At 66.1% G+C, this 17,465-nt stretch carries 20 protein-coding genes; 11 read left to right on the top strand and 9 right to left on the bottom strand.

From position 1 onward, the window contains the following. Window positions 1-50: 50 nt before the first annotated feature. The 6 genes from QUV25_RS00555 to QUV25_RS00530 all read right to left on the bottom strand — a co-directional run bounded on the left by QUV25_RS00555 (window position 51) and on the right by QUV25_RS00530 (window position 4,630). Entirely contained in the window at window positions 51-968 is a 918-nt protein-coding gene (locus tag QUV25_RS00555) for a class I SAM-dependent methyltransferase (RefSeq protein WP_300860595.1), read from the bottom strand. Window positions 969-981: 13 nt separating this feature from the next. Continuing rightward, complete coding sequence (locus tag QUV25_RS00550; RefSeq protein WP_300860594.1) at window positions 982-1,302, bottom strand: YkgJ family cysteine cluster protein; 321 nt, start codon at window positions 1,300-1,302, stop codon at window positions 982-984. Beyond that, the gene (locus QUV25_RS00545) at window positions 1,299-1,859 is read right to left on the bottom strand and encodes a hypothetical protein (RefSeq protein ID WP_300860593.1); all 561 of its coding nucleotides are present in this window, start codon (window positions 1,857-1,859) and stop codon (window positions 1,299-1,301) included. The genes QUV25_RS00550 and QUV25_RS00545 overlap by 4 nt, the downstream gene beginning before the upstream one ends. A 37-nt stretch (window positions 1,860-1,896) precedes the next feature. Continuing rightward, on the bottom strand, window positions 1,897-2,361 hold the full coding sequence (locus QUV25_RS00540) for a GNAT family N-acetyltransferase (RefSeq protein ID WP_366945618.1): 465 nt from the start codon (window positions 2,359-2,361) through the stop codon (window positions 1,897-1,899). After that, the gene (gene argF, locus QUV25_RS00535) at window positions 2,358-3,305 is read right to left on the bottom strand and encodes an ornithine carbamoyltransferase (protein ID WP_300860592.1); all 948 of its coding nucleotides are present in this window, start codon (window positions 3,303-3,305) and stop codon (window positions 2,358-2,360) included. Before argF ends, QUV25_RS00540 begins: the two co-directional genes overlap by 4 nt. 125 nt (window positions 3,306-3,430) lie before the next feature. Beyond that, window positions 3,431-4,630, bottom strand: coding sequence for an aspartate aminotransferase family protein (locus QUV25_RS00530; protein WP_300860590.1), 1,200 nt, complete (start codon window positions 4,628-4,630; stop codon window positions 3,431-3,433). Window positions 4,631-4,941: 311 nt separating this feature from the next. On the opposite strand from QUV25_RS00530, the gene QUV25_RS00525 reads away from it, so the two are divergent. Then, window positions 4,942-5,259 carry a DUF3579 domain-containing protein gene (locus QUV25_RS00525; protein WP_300860589.1) on the top strand — a complete coding sequence of 106 codons (318 nt, stop codon included), beginning with the start codon at window positions 4,942-4,944 and terminating at the stop codon, window positions 5,257-5,259. A gap of 69 nt (window positions 5,260-5,328) precedes the next feature. Beyond that, on the top strand, window positions 5,329-5,553 hold the full coding sequence (locus QUV25_RS00520) for a dodecin family protein (protein WP_300860588.1): 225 nt from the start codon (window positions 5,329-5,331) through the stop codon (window positions 5,551-5,553). 132 nt (window positions 5,554-5,685) lie between these two features. Here the strand turns inward: QUV25_RS00520 and rpsT are convergent, their stop codons facing one another. Beyond that, on the bottom strand, window positions 5,686-5,985 hold the full coding sequence (gene rpsT / locus QUV25_RS00515) for a 30S ribosomal protein S20 (protein WP_300860587.1): 300 nt from the start codon (window positions 5,983-5,985) through the stop codon (window positions 5,686-5,688). Window positions 5,986-6,175: 190 nt separating this feature from the next. Between rpsT and murJ the strand changes: the two genes are divergently transcribed. From murJ to QUV25_RS00490, 5 genes are all read left to right on the top strand, one after another. After that, the gene (gene murJ, locus QUV25_RS00510; protein WP_300860586.1) at window positions 6,176-7,741 is read left to right on the top strand and encodes a murein biosynthesis integral membrane protein MurJ; all 1,566 of its coding nucleotides are present in this window, start codon (window positions 6,176-6,178) and stop codon (window positions 7,739-7,741) included. A 21-nt stretch (window positions 7,742-7,762) separates the two neighbouring features. Next, window positions 7,763-8,620, top strand: a complete 858-nt coding sequence (locus QUV25_RS00505; protein WP_300860585.1) for a tetratricopeptide repeat protein — start codon at window positions 7,763-7,765, stop codon at window positions 8,618-8,620. A 123-nt stretch (window positions 8,621-8,743) separates the two neighbouring features. After that, window positions 8,744-9,136 (top strand): PA2779 family protein, encoded by a 393-nt coding sequence (locus tag QUV25_RS00500; protein ID WP_300860584.1) that lies wholly within the window; start codon window positions 8,744-8,746, stop codon window positions 9,134-9,136. Between the two features lie 55 nt (window positions 9,137-9,191). Further along, a complete protein-coding gene (locus QUV25_RS00495) occupies window positions 9,192-10,097 on the top strand; it encodes a PA2778 family cysteine peptidase (RefSeq protein ID WP_300860582.1) in 906 nt (301 codons plus the stop codon). A gap of 42 nt (window positions 10,098-10,139) precedes the next feature. After that, the gene (locus tag QUV25_RS00490) at window positions 10,140-10,772 is read left to right on the top strand and encodes an NAD-dependent dehydratase (protein ID WP_300860581.1); all 633 of its coding nucleotides are present in this window, start codon (window positions 10,140-10,142) and stop codon (window positions 10,770-10,772) included. Between the two features lie 21 nt (window positions 10,773-10,793). Here QUV25_RS00490 and QUV25_RS00485 read toward each other — a convergent pair whose 3' ends face one another. Beyond that, the gene (locus tag QUV25_RS00485) at window positions 10,794-11,987 is read right to left on the bottom strand and encodes an MFS transporter (RefSeq protein WP_300860580.1); all 1,194 of its coding nucleotides are present in this window, start codon (window positions 11,985-11,987) and stop codon (window positions 10,794-10,796) included. Between the two features lie 7 nt (window positions 11,988-11,994). Continuing rightward, the gene (gene purM / locus QUV25_RS00480) at window positions 11,995-13,035 is read right to left on the bottom strand and encodes a phosphoribosylformylglycinamidine cyclo-ligase (RefSeq protein ID WP_300860579.1); all 1,041 of its coding nucleotides are present in this window, start codon (window positions 13,033-13,035) and stop codon (window positions 11,995-11,997) included. A 134-nt stretch (window positions 13,036-13,169) separates the two neighbouring features. Here purM and QUV25_RS00475 point away from each other — a divergent pair, with 134 nt between their 5' ends. Genes QUV25_RS00475 through pcnB form a run of 4 tightly spaced genes read left to right on the top strand, consistent with a single transcriptional unit; the run spans window position 13,170 to window position 17,464 of the window. Beyond that, entirely contained in the window at window positions 13,170-14,300 is a 1,131-nt protein-coding gene (locus QUV25_RS00475; protein WP_300860578.1) for an AI-2E family transporter, read from the top strand. 20 nt (window positions 14,301-14,320) lie between these two features. Beyond that, window positions 14,321-15,007: a DnaA regulatory inactivator Hda gene (gene hda, locus QUV25_RS00470; protein WP_300861951.1), complete on the top strand. Its 687-nt coding sequence runs from the start codon at window positions 14,321-14,323 to the stop codon at window positions 15,005-15,007. 46 nt (window positions 15,008-15,053) lie between these two features. After that, on the top strand, window positions 15,054-15,737 hold the full coding sequence (locus QUV25_RS00465; RefSeq protein ID WP_300860577.1) for an HAD family phosphatase: 684 nt from the start codon (window positions 15,054-15,056) through the stop codon (window positions 15,735-15,737). Then, on the top strand, window positions 15,734-17,464 hold the full coding sequence (gene pcnB / locus QUV25_RS00460) for a polynucleotide adenylyltransferase PcnB (protein WP_300860576.1): 1,731 nt from the start codon (window positions 15,734-15,736) through the stop codon (window positions 17,462-17,464). Before QUV25_RS00465 ends, pcnB begins: the two co-directional genes overlap by 4 nt. Window position 17,465 lies beyond the last annotated feature (1 nt).

The raw sequence follows: 17,465 nt of genomic DNA, 5'->3' as shown, positions 1-17,465 counted from the left end.
GTAATTTCCAACGATCAGAAAAATGACTTCAGACCCAAATCAAATGGCCGTCAAGGCAACGGCGGCAGGCGCACCACCAGCACCTTGAGCGCCCGGTCGCGGGACACATCGGCAAACGCCGGCGGATTGGGAAGGCGCTGTTGAACGGACAGTGAAGGCGCCTCAGCGGCGAGCACGTCGCGCAGGAACTGTTCGGGGATTTCCGGTGCGTTCAGGCAGAGCAGGGCGTGTCCGCCAGGGCGCAGCAGCTCGGGCAGGCGGCGCACCAGGCGCGGCCAGTCCTTGTTCGCCACGAAGCTGCCTTTCTGGTGACTCGGCGGATCGGCGATCACCAGGCCGTAGGGCCCCATGCGTGTGACCTTGCCCCAGGAACTGAACAGGTCGTGCGCGAGGAACTTGGCACCGCTGGTGATGCCGTTGAGCTGGTGATTCTGCTGTCCGGTGGTGAGCGCGCCCTGGGACATGTCGAGGTTCACCACTTCCTTGGCGCCACCTTGCAGTGCCGCCACCGAGAAGGCGCAGGTGTAGGCGAACAGGTTGAGCACCTTGTGGCCCTGCGCGTGCGCGCGCACCCAGCGCCGGCCTTCGGCCATGTCCAGGAACAGGCCGTGGTTCTGGCCGCGCTGCAGGTTGATGCGGTGCCTCGCGCCGTCTTCCGTGACCACATGCGACTCGGGCACGCTGCCGGCCAGCACCGTGGCGTCGCTGCGGCCCTCGTGCCGCGTCTGCAGCACGGCGTTGAGCGGCTGGTCGGGGGCGGTCTGCGCTTGCCGCCTCAGCAGCGCCTCGGTCAGCGCGGTCGTTTCGGCCGACGTGACTTCTCCGAACCGAGTGACCAGCCACACCGGTGGGAATGCGTCCAGCGTCCACGCTTCACAGCCTGGAAACAGGCCGCCACGGCCGTGGAACAGCCGCTGCGCGTCGGCGGGCATGTGCGCGTTGGCGATCGTGTCGAGCAAGGCTTGCATGGGGGTGTTCGCGTCAGTCGCCGAAGGATGCGCCCAGCGGCGCCAGCGCGTGGCGGCGGCGCGCCTGGGCGCAGGCGTCGCTGCCCTCTTCGAACTCGCGGCAGGGGTTGGGGCGCCATTCGTAGATGCCGCAGGTGGCTTTTTCGCCTATCTTTCCGCACAGCGCAGCGCAGCGCGGGCTGGCGTGGTCGGTGCCGCGCATCCTGGCTGTGTGGTCCGTGACTGGAACCCACAGGCCGTCGGGCACGGTGCCGCCTTGCGCCTGGGCCTCCAGCACCGAGAAGTCCACACGAAAGCTGGCGCAGCAGGCACCGCAGGAGGTGCAGTGGCTCATGCGCTGGTGCTGCGCGCCACTCGGGCAATGCGTTGCAACAGGCGCTGGCGAATGAGGCCGCTCACCGGGCGGATGGCATACCAGTAAGGTGCGAAGCGGCGGCGCTGTTCGTCTGTGGGGCAGTGCACGCGGGTGTGGGTGACCAGACGGCAGCCGTGATCACCCACCGGCTCGACGCAGACGTTCAGCAGCAGCCGGGGCTGGTCGGTCATCGCCGTGAATGCGACGGCATCGGCCACCGGGCGCAGGCCGTAGTCCAGTTGCCAGAACTGGCCGACCAGACCGAAAACCACCTCCCGACCGGGCGTCTGACCGAGGCAGGTGAAGCTGTGAAAACCGAACGCTTGGGGTGGCAGTGTGTTGTGCGAAAGGCCAAGCCCGCGCAGCAGCCGACCGGGCAGCTCGCGCAAGGCAATTGCCTTGGCGATCAATGGGTCCTCTGCGCTCAGGCTGGGCACGATGCTGGCATAGGCCTGTGCCGGGGAGACGCCATTCGGCATCAGTTCATGCCGCTCGGCGAACTGCCATTCGGGCAGCAGTCGGTTCATCAGTTCCATGGGATGTCCTTGCGGTGACCTCTTAGGAAAACGCCATTCACAGCTCTTTCGAGTACATGATGGCGCCGTTGTAGTGGGTCATTCGGTCGTACAGACGGCGAGCAGTCTGGTTGTTTTCGAAGGTCGTCCAATACACCCGTGAACAGCCTGCGGATCGCGCTTCGGCGTACACCCTTTCGATCAACGCACGTCCAATGCCTTGACCTCTTACCGAGGCCGACGCGAACAGGTCTTGCAGGTAACAGACGTCATGCAAACGGGTGGTGCTGGGGTGGTAGACGGTGTGCACCAACCCGACAACTTGCTCATTCATCATCGCCACAAACGCCTTGACTGGATCGGACGCAATGAAGAACCGGTCCCAGGTCTGGCGCGTGATGGCTTCATCCAGTGCCGTTGGCCCTTCACGTCCGTAGAAGGCGTTGTACCCATCCCAGAGATAGCGCCATTGCCCATGGTCACCCAGGGCAATGGGCCGTACCAAAACAGCGGGAGTGATCAAGCCAGCTTGCCCAGCAGCAGGTACTCCATCAGCGCCTTTTGCGCGTGCATGCGGTTTTCAGCTTCGTCCCAGACCACGCTTTGTGGTCCATCGATCACCTCGGCCATCACCTCTTCACCGCGGTGGGCGGGCAGGCAGTGCATGAAGAGGGCATCGGGTCTGGCCGCGGCCATCATGGATTCGTCCACGCACCACTGCGCAAACGCGGTGCGGCGCACTTCGTTCTCCGCCTCAAAGCCCATGCTGGTCCAGACGTCGGTGGTGACCAGATCGGCGCCGGCGCAGGCCTCGCGCGGGTCCTTGAAGACCTTGTAGCAATTGCGGTTGCTGATGCCGGCGAGCACTGGGTCAACTTCGTAGCCGCTGGGCGTGCTCACGTGCACCGTGAAGCCCAGCAGCTCGGCCGCCTGCAGCCAGGTGTTGGCCATGTTGTTGCCGTCGCCCACCCAGGCCACCACCTTGCCGCGTATCGCATCCAGTGGCAGGCCGCTGGCGGCCGGACGGTGTTCGGCCAGAGTGAACAGGTCGGTGAGGATCTGGCAGGGATGAAATTCGTTGGTCAGCCCGTTGATCACCGGCACGCGCGAGTGCTCGGCAAAGCGCTCCAGCTTGCTCTGCTCGTAGGTGCGGATCATCACCAGATCGACCATGCGACTGATGACCTTGGCGCTGTCTTCGATCGGTTCTGCGCGGCCGAGCTGGCTGTCGCCGGTGGTCAGGTGAACCACCGAGCCGCCGAGCTGGTACATGCCCGCTTCGAAACTCACGCGGGTGCGGGTGCTGGCTTTTTCGAAGATCAGCGCCAGCGTGCGGTCGGGGTCAGCGAACGGCTGGTGTTTTTCGAAGGCCTTGAACTTCTGCTTGATGAAGGTGGCGCGCTGGAACAGGTAGCCATACTCGTCAGCGCTGAGGTCTTTGAACTGCAGGTAGTGCGGGATGGTCATGGGGTCATCAGGTTTTCAATGGGGCGGTGAGCAGCGCGGCAGGCGAGGCCAGCGCGGAACTCGCTTTGCCAGGCCGCTGCTGGCGCCCCATTGAGGGGGTGACGCGAAGCGGCGCGAGGTGGGCACTACTCGGCCAGGAAGGTGGTGATGAGCGGCAGCAGGATGTCAGCGACCTGGTCGGCTTCGGCCTCGGTCATGATCAGCGGCGGCACGATCCGGATCACGCTGTCGGCCGTGACCGAGATCAGCAGGCCAGCGTCGGCTGCGCGCTGCGTCAGCACGCCGCAGGGTTTGGCCAGCTCGATGCCCAGCATCAGGCCGTGGCCACGGACATCGCGCACGCCGGGGTGCTCCATCAAAGCGGTTGCGAACCGGGTTTTCAGTCGCGTGCCCACCCGCTCTGCGTTGGCCAGCAGGCCGTCTTCTTCGATGATGCGGATGGTTTCCACACCCGCTCGCATGGCCAGCGGGTTGCCACCGAAGGTGGTGCCGTGGTTGCCGGGTGCAAAAATGTTCGCGGCCTTGGGGCCAGCCACGACCGCGCCGATCGGCACGCCCGATCCCAGGCCTTTGGCCAGGGGCATCACGTCGGGCAGGATGCCGGCCCACTGATGGGCAAACCATTTGCCGGTGCGGCCCATGCCGCACTGCACCTCGTCGATCATCATCAGCCAGTCGTTGGCGTCGCACAGCGCGCGCAGGCCTTGCATGTAGTCCACCGTCATGGGATTCACGCCGCCTTCGCCCTGGATGGCCTCGAAAAACACCGCGACCACGTTCGGGTTGCCTGCCGTGGCCTTCTTCAGCGCCGCCAGGTCGTTGGCCGGCACGCGGATGAAGCCTTCGACCAATGGGCCGAACCCGGCCTGGATCTTGGGATTGCCGGTGGCCGAGAGGGTGGCGATGCTGCGGCCGTGGAAGGCCTTTTCGTAGACCACGATCTCTGGGCGCTCAATGCCCTTGTCGTGACCAAACTTGCGCGCCAGCTTCAGCGCCGCCTCGTTCGCCTCCAGGCCGGTGCTGCAGAAGAACACATTGCTCAGCCCCGAGCGCTCCACCAGCATCTGCGCCAGACGTTCCTGGTCGGGCACGTGGTAGTAGTTGCAGCAGTGGATCATCTTGGCCACCTGGTCCTGCAAGGCAGGCACCAGCTTGGGGTGCGCGTGGCCCAGGGTGTTGACCGCAATGCCGGCCAACGCGTCCAGATACACCTTGCCATTCGTATCCCACACGCGGCATCCATGGCCGTGCGTGAGCGCGATCGGCAGGCGGCCGTAGGTGTTCATGACGTGCGGCGAGGCCACGGGATTCAGGGCAGCGTTCATGGGGGACTCCGGTGCAGGCATGAAAAACGAATCGGCTCAACGTGGCCAGGAGCCGGTTGAGCCGTCAAAAAGCGATTCTAGAGGCAGGTGCCGGCCCGATCCTTGCTGTCTGCACATCACAGCGATGCAGAGACCCAGGGACTTGCACGGACCGCAGCCGGAAATGAACGAGCCGCTGCAACGCGAGGTGTGGTGGAGCGCGGGTTTTCCCTGATCGCAGGTCTTATATAAGATAGAATACCTGAGACGGTCTTGTCGAGTGATCCTCGGCCAGCAACCCACTCTGCGCCCCATCCCGAGGCTCTCCATCGATGGCCCCCACCCAAGCCAAACAAGTGTTCATCCAGGGCGTGACCGCCAGTGGCCGCACCTTTCGCCCAAGCGACTGGGCGGAGCGACTGGCGGGCGTGATGAGCCCGTTTCGCCCTGGCGGCGCCAGCAGTCCGGGCAGTCACCTGAGCTATTCGCCCTGGTGCGTGCCCAACACCATCAACGGCATCAAGTGCGTGGTGGTGCATACCGATCTGCGCGAGGCTGAGCCCATGGCCTGGGATTTCGTCATGCACTTTGCGCGCGATAACCAGTTGCAGGTGGTTGAAGGCTGCCTGTTGCCGGACCGACCCGCCTGAGCTTTCGTTTGGCCGCTGGCTGCGCAGGTGCTATAAGAAGAACTCATTCACTTTAGAGGAGTTCGTCGCATGGCCGTCGCCAAAATCATCGAAATCATCTCGGGCAGCAAGAAGAGCTTTGACGATGCCATGAAGCAGGGCATTGAGCGGGTTAACGACAGCGTGACCGAGGTAACTGGTGCCTGGATCAAGGATCAGCGCGTGGTGGTGACCAAGGGATCGGTTACCGAGTACCGCGTGGTGATGAAGGTCACCTTCATCGTGAAAGACAAGGCACCAGCCCGCAAGAAGTGAAGCCCGATCCGGAAACAGAAAAGCCGTCTTGCGACGGCTTTTTTGCTTTTGCTGGCAGCGCACCCGTTTCAAACGGCAGACCCACGTGGGTCCGGGCTGTGGGCTTGACGCGGTGGTCAGGCCCGTGGGGCGTCAGGCGGAGGCGGTGGCCAATGCCTTGACTTTGGAGGACAGGCGGCTCTTGTCGCGCGCTGCCTTGTTCTTGTGGAAGATGCCCTTGTCGGCCACGATGTCCACAACCTGTTGCATCTTGGCAAACAGTTCGGTGGCCTTGACCTTGTCGCCGGCCAGCACGGCCTTTTCGACGTTCTTCACCACGGTGCGGTATTTGGAGCGCAGCGAGGTGTTGGCTGCGTTGAGCTTGACGTCCTGACGGGCGCGCTTGCGACCCGAGGCAAGTCGGGGGTTCTTTTTCTTCGGCTTGGTGGCCATGATGTGTTTCCTTTGGTGTTTGGGGATGATGCCAGCAAAGCCCGCGATTCTACCATCCAAGTGCTGGCGGTGCAGGGGCGTGCAGGGCGGGCGCGGAGTCGGCTGGCTCGGGCCACGACCTGCGCCTCACCTCCCGCGGGCGAGGGGTAAGACGCGAGAGGCAGCGCAAGGGGGTGGTTAAACTCCGGCGGTGTCGCTGTTCAAATCCGCCTCCCTGGTCTCGCTGCTGACGCTGGCTTCGCGCATCACCGGGCTGGTGCGCGAGCTGCTCATGGCCGCCACGTTTGGCGCCAGCGCGCTCACCGATGCGTTCAACGTCGCCTTCCGCATTCCGAATCTGCTGCGCCGTTTGTTCGCTGAGGGCGCGTTCAGTCAAGCTTTTGTGCCGGTGCTGGCCGCCACGCGCGAGAAAGACGGCGATGCCTCCACCCGGGAACTGATCGACCAGATCGCCACCGTGCTGGCCTGGGCCTTGACGGCCACCTGCGTGATCGGCGTGGCCGCCGCGCCGGTGCTGGTCTGGGTCATGGCCAGCGGCCTGAAACAGAGCCCCGAGGGTTTCGACGCGGCGGTGTTCATGACGCGCTGGATGTTTCCCTACATCGGCTTCATGTCCATGGTGGCACTCTCTGCTGGCATCCTGAACACCTGGAAGCGCTTTGCCGTGCCGGCGGCCACGCCGGTGCTGCTCAACCTGGCCATGATTGCCGCTGCCTACTGGGGAGCGCCCTGGTTCGCCGAGCTGGGTATCGAGCCGATCTATGCGATGGCTGGCGGCGTGATGCTGGGCGGTTTGTTGCAGCTGGGTGTGCAGATCCCTGTTTTGCACCGGCTGGGCCTGCTGCCGCGCATCCGACTGCGCTGGTCGTCGCTGCGCAGCGCCTGGAACCACCCGGGCACCCGGCGCGTGACCACGCTCATGTTGCCGGCGCTGCTGGGCGTGAGCGTGGCGCAGATCTCGCTGCTGATCAACACCCAGATTGCCTCGCACCTGGTCACCGGCAGCGTGAGCTGGCTGACCTACGCCGATCGGCTCATGGAATTCCCCACCGCCATGCTCGGCGTGGCACTGGGCGTGGTGTTGCTGCCGCAGCTGGCAGCGGCCCAGGGCGCCAATGACGCCGCCCGGTACAGCGGCCTGCTCGACTGGGGCTTGCGGCTGGTGGTGCTGCTGGCCGTGCCGTGTGCGGTGGCGCTGCTGACCTTTGCCAAACCGCTGGTAGCAGTGCTTTACCACTACGGCCGCTTCACGGATCACGACGTGCAGCAGACGTCGGTGGCGCTCATGGGCTATGGCGCTGGCCTGGTGGGCCTGATCGCGATCAAGGTGCTGGCACCGGGCTTTTATGCGCGGCAAGACATCCGCACCCCGGTGAAGATCGCCATCGTGGTGCTGGTGCTCACCCAGTGTCTCAATTTGGTGCTGGTGCCGCTGCTGGCCCACGCCGGCCTGGCGTTGGCGATTGGCATCGGGGCGATGGTCAATGCGTCCTGGCTGCTGATTGGCCTCATGAGCAGAGGGGCCTACACGCCATCGCCTGGCTGGGCGCGTTTCGGCTTGCAGGTGGTGGCGGCCAGTGCCATGCTGGCGGTGTACCTGATGTGGGTGGCATCGGCCCAGAACTGGCTGTCCTTTGACGGCCATGGCCTTCAGCGTGTAGGCTTGACCACCCTGAGCATCATCGGCGCGGTGGTGGTGTACTTCTCGGCTTTGATGCTCTCGGGTGTGAAGTTGCGCCAGTTCATGCGTAAGTGAGGGCCGTCCCGGTCTGGACCCATGTCTTTTGCGTTCGATCTTTCAGCGGCCACGCCGCTGGGTTATTTCGCCGCCCTGGTCGGGGACGACGACAGCTTGCCGCTGCTGGAGGCCGCCGCGTCCATTGCGCAGGACGAATACCCCGAGCTCGACGTGCAGCAGGTGCTGGGCGATGTGGACCAGCTGCTCGCCCGCGTAAAGCGGCGCAGCGCAGAAGCCACCGATCCGCTGCAGCGTCTGCGGGTGCTCAACCAGTTCTTCTTTCGCGACATGGGCTTTGGCGGCAACGTCAACAACTACTATGATCCGGACAACAGCTACGTCAATGTGCTGCTCAAGACGCGGCGCGCGATCCCGATCACGCTGGCCGTGCTGTGGCTGGAGCTGGCCCAGGGCCTGGGGCTGAAAGCCCGAGGCGTCAACTTCCCCGGGCATTTCATGGTCAAGGTCAACCTGCCCAATGGCCAGGTGGTGATCGATCCGTTCACGGGCCAGTCGCTGAGTCGTGAAGACCTGTCCGAACGGCTGGAGCCCTACAAGCGGCGCAACGGCCTGGTGGACGAGTTCGACGTGCCGGTGGGGTTGTACCTGCAGGCGGCAGGGCCGCGCGAAATCCTGGGGCGCATGCTGCGCAACCTCAAGGAAGTGCACCGCACCCAGGAAGACTGGCTGCGCCTGATCGCGGTGCAGGACCGCCTGCTCATCCTGCTGCCCGACGCGTGGGTCGAGTACCGCGACCGCGGACTGGCGTGGGCCGAAATGGGCGACAACCGGCTGGCGGTGAGCGATCTCGAGATCTATGTGGCTCAGACCGACGATGCGCTCGACCGCAATGCCATCGAGCAGCGCTTGCTGGAACTGCGGCGCGAGTTGAACTGAACTGAGACCACCCGGTGGGGTTTCAGGTTGTAAGCTTTGTTGACGCAGACCAGTCGACTCCTGATGATGAAAGACCGTCCGACGTTTGGGCGCTTTGTCTCAACGTTTCCAACCATTCATGTCATGCTCATTTTTCTCAAACGCCTCGTCGCCTCCGTTCTCATTCCTTGCGTCGCTCTGGCCGGCCTGCCGCTGACGGCCCAGGCAGGTATCGTCAGCACCGAGCAGGCCATGACCGCAGACGCGGCCGATGCCAACCGCGACCGCGTGACCAGCTTTCTGAGCCGCGACGATGTGCGCGCCGAGTTGCAGGCGCAGGGTCTGAGCACCACTGACGCGGTGGCCCGCGTGCAGGCGATGTCGGATGCCGAAGTCGCCCAGCTGGCGCAACGCGTGGATCAGGCGCCGGCCGGCGCGGGTGTGGTCGGGGTGCTGTTCAGCATCTTCGTGATCCTGCTGATCACCGACATCCTGGGTTTCACCAAGGTCTTCCCGTTCACCCGTGCCATTCGCTGACTCCACGACGCGACCGCTACGGTCGCCGCGCACCACCCCCGCCCTGGCGGGGGTTTTGCTTTCTGCGCTGCTGCTGACGGCTTGCGCCACTGCGCCCTCGGTCGCGGTGTTCGAGCAGGGCTGGTCGGCACGCTGGCCCGAGCGCGTGCTGCTGGAGCGGGTGCCTTTTTTTCCGCAGGACGACACGCTGTGCGGCCCCACCTCGCTGGCCATGGTGGCCCAGGCGGCAGGCAGCAGCGTCACGCCTGAGGCGCTCACGCCCCAGGTCTACCTGCCAGGTCGGCAGGGCAGCTTGCAGATCGAGATGCTGGCCGCCACGCGGCGCCAAGGACTGGTGCCGTATCTGCTGGAACCTCGGCTGTCGGCGCTGCTCGACGAGGTGGCCTCAGGTGCGCCGGTGCTGGTGCTGCAAAACCTGTCGCTGCCGATGGTGCCGCAGTGGCACTACGCGGTGGTGATCGGCTACGACCGCGCGGCGCAAACCGTCATCTTGCACTCGGGCACCACGCCGCGGCTGGTGCTGCCCCTGTCGACCTTTGAACTCACCTGGGCACGCTCGGACCGCTGGGCAGCGCGGGTGACCGCGCCCGACCGGCTGCCGGCCACGGCCGAGGCCGACCGCTGGGCGGCGGCGCTCGCGCCCCTGGAACGGGTCGACCCGGCTGCTGCCGGGCTCGGCTGGCGCACCGCACTCTCGCGCTGGCCCGACCACCGCATCAGCCTGCTCGGCCTGGGCAACAGCGCGTATGCACAAGGCCAGCGGGCTGCTGCCGCAGCCGCTTACGTCGCGGCGGTGCAGGCCCACCCCGATTTCGCCGACGCCTGGAACAACCTCGCCCAGGTGCGGCTGGAGCAGGGCGACCGTGCAGCAGCGGCAGAGGCTATCGATCGCGCGCTGGCCCTGGGTGGTCCTCGCTTGAGCGAATACCAGCGCCTGCAGCGCCGCATTGCCATGCCGTGATCCCAAAGCCGTCCACAATCGGGCTTTGCCTGAGGACGCAACATGACACGTGTGATGCTGGTGGGAGCCACCGGGCTGGTGGGCAGCCGCGTGCTTGCCCAAGCCCTGACCCACGATGCGGTGACGCAGCTGGTGGCGCCCACTCGGCGCCCCTTGGCGACCCACCCCAAGTTGCTCAATCCCGATGTGAGCTTCCATCGCCTGCCAGAGGAGGCCGAATGGTGGGCTGTGGACGCTGTGATCTGCACCCTGGGCACCACCATCGCCAAGGCCGGCAGCAAGCCGGCCTTCTACCAGGTGGATCACGACCTGCCGCTGCGCGTCGGGCAGCTGGCGCTGGCTCACGGTGCGCGCGCCTACGCGCTCAACTCCGCGCTGGGTGCCGACGTGCAGTCGCGGGTGTTTTACTCCCGCACCAAGGGTGAACTGGAGCGCGACCTGCTGGCGCTTGGTTACCCCTCGCTCACCTTCGTGCGCCCGGGGCTGATCGGCGGCGAGCGCAACGAATCGCGCCCGGCCGAGCAGTTCGGTATCACCGTATCGACATGGTTGCGACCGCTGTTGCCGTCCCGCTACCGCGTGGTGCCGGCCGCGCGCATTGCTCAGCACTTGCTGCAGGCCGCACTCGCCGCGAGGCCGGGTGTGCAGGTGGTGATGCCCGAGCAGATGGTTTGAGCGCCGGGGCGGCCTGGTGGGTCAGGGAGCCAGGCGGCCGGTACGGCTGCGCCATGCGATGGCCAGGAGCGCCAGCAGGCCAAAGCCCATGCCTGCCATGAAGGTGCTCGGTGCACCCAGCCGGTCCCACAGCCAGCCCGCCAGGCCACTGGCCACCAGCAAGGCCATGCCGCACACAAGGTTGAACATGCCGTAGGCGGTGCCGCGTAAGTCGGCGGGTGCGGCGTTGGCTACCAAGGTGGCAAGAAGGCCTTGAGTGAGCGCCATGTGCAGGCCCCACAAGGCCACGCCGGCCCAGAACACCGCGCCGTGGTCGCTCCACGCCAGCAGGCCGTCGGCGGCGATCAGCACCATCAGGCCGGCGATCAACACCTTGGTGTGGCTCACAGCGTCAGACAGTCTGCCCAGCGGGTAGGCCCCCAGCGAAAAAACCAGGTTCAGCACGATCAGCACCAGCGGCGCCGCGGCCAGCGGCAGCCCGCCTTGTTGTGCGCGCAGCACCAGAAAGGCCTCGCTGAAGCGCGCCAGCGTGAACACCGCGCCGATGCCCACTACCCACCAGTAGACGCCCGAGAGGCGCCTGAGGTTCGCTCGGCTAATGGGGCTCACGCGCGCCGCCGCCGGGGCGCGCTCGGGCTCCTGCACCCCCCACAACAGCAGGGCCACGCACAGCACGGCCGGCACGCAGGCGGCCCAGAACACCGCGCGAAAGTCGTTGGCCCAGAGCAGCATCAGGGTCATGGCGAAAAGCGGACCGATGAAGGCTCCGGCGGTGTCCAGCGATTGGCGCAGGCCGAACGCGGCGCCACGCATCTCGGGAGGTGCCAGGTCGGCCACCAGCGCATCGCGCGGTGCGCCGCGGATTCCCTTGCCCACCCGGTCGAGCAGGCGCGCGGTCACGATCAGGCCCATGCCACCGGCCAGCGCAAACAGGGGTTTGGACAGCGCGCCCAGGCCGTAACCCAGCACGGCCAGCGGTTTGCGGCGACCCCACCAGTCGCTGAGCACGCCAGAAAACACTTTGACCAAGAGTGCGGTGGCTTCAGCTGCGCCTTCGAGCAGGCCGATGGTGAGCATGCTCGCGCCGAGCACGGTGGCCATGAAGACGGGCAGCAAGCTGTGAATCGCTTCGGATGACACGTCCATCAGCAGGCTGACAAAACCCAGCACCCAGATGCTCCGGGGCAGGAGGCGACGCGGGCTGGCGTCGCTCACAGAATCCTCAGGCGACGGTGACAGCCGCGCCTTCGCTACGCTCGGCGATGGTGCCGATCTCGTGCACCGTTTCGCCCAGTTCACGCAAGGTCGCGGCGCAGGCGGCTGCTTCTTCGGCGGCGATCACCACCACCATGCCGATGCCGTTGTTGAAGGTGCGGTTCATCTCGATGTCGTCGATGCCGGCGGTCTTCTGCAGCCAGGCGAACAGCTCGGTCTGCGGCCAGCTGCCCTTCTTCAGATGTGCGGCCGTGCCGTCGGGCAACACGCGCGGAATGTTTTCCAGCAAGCCGCCGCCGGTGATGTGGGCCAGCGCCTTGACGGGGTGCTTGGCCAGCGTGGCCAGCACGTTTTTCACATACAACCGCGTCGGCTTCATGATGGCCTGCCTGAAAGGCTGGCCGTCCAGCGTGGCGGGCAGGTTGACCCCGGCGCGCTCGATGCATTTGCGCACCAGCGAGAAGCCGTTGGAGTGCACGCCGTGCGAGGCCAGGCCCAGCACCACGTCGCCGGGCTTCACATCCTTGCCGGTGAGGATCTTGCTTTTCTCGACCGCGCCAACGCAAAAGCCCGCCAGGTCGTATTCGCCCGCCGGGTACATGCCGGGCATTTCGGCCGTCTCGCCGCCGATCAGTGCGCAACCGCTCAGCTCGCAGCCGGTCGCGATGCCGCCAACCACCGCCGCGGCCGTGTCCACATCGAGCTTGCCGCAGGCGAAGTAGTCCAGAAAAAACAGCGGCTCGGCCCCTTGCACCAGCACGTCGTTCACGCTCATGCCCACCAGGTCGATGCCCACGGTGTCGTGCATGTTCCATTCAAATGCCAGCTTGAGCTTGGTGCCCACGCCATCGGTGCCGCTCACCAGCACCGGCTCCTGGTAGCGCTTGGGCACCTCGAACAGCGCGCCGAAGCCGCCGATCCCGGCCATCACGCCCTCGCGCATGGTCTTTTTGGCCAGCGGCTTGATGCGCTCGACCAGCGCGTCACCGGCATCGATGTCGACGCCGGCGTCTTTGTACGAGAGAGGGGTGGGGAGGCTGGAGGTCATGTTGGGCGGTCCTGGCGAACGGGGCCAGACGCGGGGTTGCGGCTGCGGGCAGCCTGTTTCAGGGCGGAGCGGGTGCGAGGAATAGAATTTGCTCCTGATTTTAAGGGCCGCGTCCCCGCGGCCATCGAACCTTCATGACCTTCACCCCCACCCAGATCCGCGCCGCTTCCTGGGCCGCCATTGCGGTGCTGTCCTGGCTGCTGCTGGTGATGCTGGCGCCGGTGATCATGCCGTTTCTGCTGGCGGCGGTGCTGGCCTACGCGCTGCACCCGCTGGTCGAGCTGCTGCATGCGCGCCGCATCCCGCGCTGGCTGGGCGCTGGCCTGGCGATCACCCTGCTGATGCTGGTGCTCGCGGCGGTGCTGCTGCTGATCGTGCCGGTCATCACCAAACAGGTGCCACTGCTCAAGGAGCAGGTGCCCGCTTTGCTCGAACGACTCAACGACTCCCTGTTGCCGATCGCTGCGCGCTTCGGCATCGACCTTCAGGTGGATGTGGTCATGGTGCGCGACTGGCTGCGCCAGCTCGTCGCTGGCCACGAGGGCGAACTGGTGCAGGGGCTGCTCTCGTCCCTGCGCATTGGCGGCAGCGCCCTGGCGGCGGTGTTTGGCAACCTGGTGCTCATGCCCATCGTGGCCTACTACCTGCTGCTGGACTGGGCCCGCCTGGTCGAGCGCGTCAAAGGTCTGATTCCGCCGCGCTGGCGCGCCGGGGTGCAGAGTTTTCTGGACGAGACCGACGAGGTGCTGGGCCAATACCTGCGTGGCCAGCTGCTGGTGATGGGAGTGCTCGCCGTGTTCTACACCGTGGCGCTGGCCTTGGTGGGGCTGAAGCTGGCCCTGCCCATCGGGGTCTTCACGGGCCTCGCGGTGTTCGTGCCCTACCTGGGCTTTGGCCTGGGTCTGATCATGGGCCTGCTGGCGGCGGTGTTGCAGTTTCAGGCCTTGCTGGGTGTGGTGCTGGTGGGCGTGGTCTACGTGGTGGGACAGACCGTGGAGAGCCTGTACGTGACACCGCGCCTGCTGGGCGAGCGCATCGGCCTGCACCCGATTGCGGTGATTTTTGCGCTGCTGGCGTTTGGCCACCTGTTTGGTTTTGTGGGCGTGCTGATCGCGCTGCCGGCCAGCGCCGTGCTGCTGGTGGCGATCCGCCGCGCCAAGGCGAGCTATCTGGCGAGTGAGCTTTACCAGGAGGGCTCGCCGGTGCCATCGCCCCTGGCCATCGCCGCCCCCCCTCGCGACAGCGACTCGGACCGCACCACATGACCACCGGCGCCCCACCGCCCATGAAGCAGCTCGCGCTGGACATCGGCCTGGCGCCCACGCCCACGCTGGAGAGTTTTGTGCCGGCGGGCAATGAGGCGGTGCTGGATCACCTCAAGCTCTGGGCCGGCAACCCCTTGCGCTCACCCGTGCCCACCTTTCTCTGGGGCGAGAGCGGCAGCGGCAAGACGCATTTGCTGCGCGCGGTGCGCGAATCGCTGCGCGACCAAGGCGCGCGCGTCGGCTGGATCGATGCCAGCACCCTGCACCCGGCCGATTACGACGAGCACTGGGACGCGGTGCTGCTTGACGATTGCCAGCTCTACACCGCCGACCAGCAGGCCGCTGCCTTCAACTGGTTTGTCAATGCCCAGAGCCCGGCCCACGGCCCGGCGCGCTGGGTGCTCGCCGCCGCCGACCGCCCGCCAGCCGACCTGAAGCTGCGCGAAGACCTGCGCACCCGCCTCGGCTGGGGCCATGTGTTTCAGCTGCTGGCACTGGGCGAGACCGAGCGCCGCGCCGTGCTGCGCCGCGCCGCCGACGAGCGCGGCCTGTTCCTGAGCGACGAGGTGATGGACTTCATGCTCAACCGCTTCGCCCGCGATCTGTCCAGCCTGATGGCGCTGCTGCTGCAGCTCGACGCTTACGGGCTGCGCACCAAGCGCGCCGTCACTATTCCGCTCATCAAGTCCATGCTGGACAACGATTGACCTACCTGCAAGCCCGGTGACCCGGTGCTTCGCTCAACCCGCTTTCATGTCTGCCTCTTCCGTGCGCCTTGCCCTGTTTGATCTCGACCACACGCTGCTGCCGCTGGACTCCGACCACGCCTGGGGCACCTTCACCGTGGAGCTGGGCTGGCGCGATGCGGAGACCCACAGCCGCGCCAACGACGCTTTTTATGAGCAGTACAAAGCCGGCACGCTGGACATCGCCGAGTACGTGCGCTTTGCCACCAGCGCAGCGCGCGAACACGGCAAGACGCGTGCCGACCAGGCCCACGCGCGCTTCATGGAGCGGGTGATCCGTCCGGCCATGCAGCCGCAGGCGCTGGAACTGGTGAGAGCCCACCAGGCTGCGGGCGACACGGTGATCATCGTCACCGCGACCAACGAATTTGTCACCCGCCCCATCGCCCAGGCCTTTGGTGTGGACGAGCTGATCGCCATTGAGCTTGAGCGAGATGCTCAGGGCGAGCCCACCGGCGAAATCCGGGGCACGCCCTCGTTTCGAGAGGGCAAGGTGGCGCGTGTGGAACAATGGCTGGTTTCACGCGGCCTGTCCTGGGACCGTGTGACGCACAGCAGTTTTTACAGCGACTCGATCAACGATCTGCCGCTGCTGGAGAAAGTGCACCAGCCCGTGGCCACCAACCCGGACCAGCGCCTCAGCGCCATCGCCACCGAACGCGGCTGGCGCATCCTGAACCTATTCGAATGATCAAGAAATTTTTTGACAAGCTGCTGGGCAAAGCCAGTGGCGGCAAATCGGCCCCGGCTCCGAAGTTTGGCAAACGCGAAGACGTGCCCGTGGAGGTGCACGGCATCGACCGCAGCCTGGTGGACCAGCGCGCGCTCGACGTGGTGCACACCCTCAAACAAGGCGGCTTCGAGGCCTACATCGTGGGTGGCGCGGTGCGCGACCTGCTGCTGGGCCTGCGCCCCAAAGACTTCGACGTGGCCACCAGCGCCACGCCCGAGCAGGTGAAAAGCCTGTTTCGCCGCGCCTTCATCATCGGCCGGCGCTTTCGCATCGTGCACGTGGTCTATGGCCGCGGGCGCGACAACGAGGTGATCGAGGTTTCCACCTTCCGCGCCTATCTCGACAGCGCCGACGCCGATCAGGTCAAAGGGAACGAGCGCACCAGCAAAGGCCAGCTCGCCGGCATGACGCACGCCGTGGACGCCAGCGGCCGCGTGCTGCGCGACAACGTCTGGGGCCCGATCGAGCAAGACGCCGCCCGGCGCGACTTCTCCATCAACGCCATGTACTACGACCCCGAGTCGCAGATCGTGGTCGACTTCCACCACGGCATCCGCGACGCGAAGAAAAAAACGCTGCGAATGATTGGCGACGCCGCCACCCGCTACCGCGAAGACCCGGTGCGCATCATCCGCGCCGTGCGTTTTGGCGCCAAGCTCAGCCACCTCGGGTTCGGTTTCGACGCCAAGACGCTCGCACCCCTGGCCTCGTCGCGCAACCTGCTGGCCGATGTGCCGCAAAGCCGCCTGTTCGATGAGATGCTCAAGCTGCTGCAGACCGGCCATTCGCTCGACAGCGTGGCCCAGCTGCGCCAGGTCGGGCTGGATACCGGCATCTACCCGCTGCTCGACGTGGTGGTGCAGCGCGCCGACGACCCGTTTGTGAAGCTCGCGCTGCAGGACACCGACCGCCGCGTGGGCGAAGGCAAGCCGGTGGCGCCGAGTTTCCTGCTCGCCTGCGTGTTGTGGTCCGATGTTCGCTCAGGCTGGCAACAGCGCCTGCAACCGCGTGGCAACCAGCGCCCGCCCGCGCCCGTGGCCGCACTGCTCGACGCGGTGGACGACGTGTTTGAAAACCGCATCGGTGATGTGTCTGGCCGCGGCAAGCTCGGCGCCGACATGCGCGAAATCTGGCTCATGCAGCCGCGCTTCGACAAGCGCGTGGGCAACGGCCCGTTCAGCCTGGTCGACCAGCCGCGCTTTCGCGCCGGCTTCGACTTCCTGCGCCTGCGCGCGCAAGTCGGCGAGGTGGAAGAAGAACTGGCGCACTGGTGGGAGACCTTCCAGAACGTGAGCGACGCCATGCGCGAAGACATGGTTGACGCGCAGCGCAGCAACCAGCCTGGCCGCGGCGCCGGCGGCTCGCGCAGCCGCCGCGTCAAACCGACCGACGCCGATCACCCGGCGAATGCAGCCAGCGCGCCAAACGACGACCCACGCTTCCGCTCCGCAGACGGCGACAAAGCCCCGGCTCCGCGCCCCACCCCAGCCCGTTCTTACGGCAGCGCGTTCGCACCCGACGAAGAGGACGCCGACGACACCGAGACCAGTGACGATGGTGCCGGTGGCGACGGTGCCGCCGCAGCCCCGGCCAAGAAGCGCCGCCGTCGCCGCCGCAAGCCGTCTGGTGGTGGAGGTGCCGGCGGCGGATCGGGAGAAGGTGGACCCGCTCCGGCAGCCGACTGAC

It is taken from the genome of Hydrogenophaga sp. (assembly GCF_030373245.1).
Classification (GTDB): domain Bacteria; phylum Pseudomonadota; class Gammaproteobacteria; order Burkholderiales; family Burkholderiaceae_C; genus Hydrogenophaga.
Note: the sequence above shows the minus strand (reverse complement) of the source record. Positions and strands in the feature narration are given on the sequence as shown.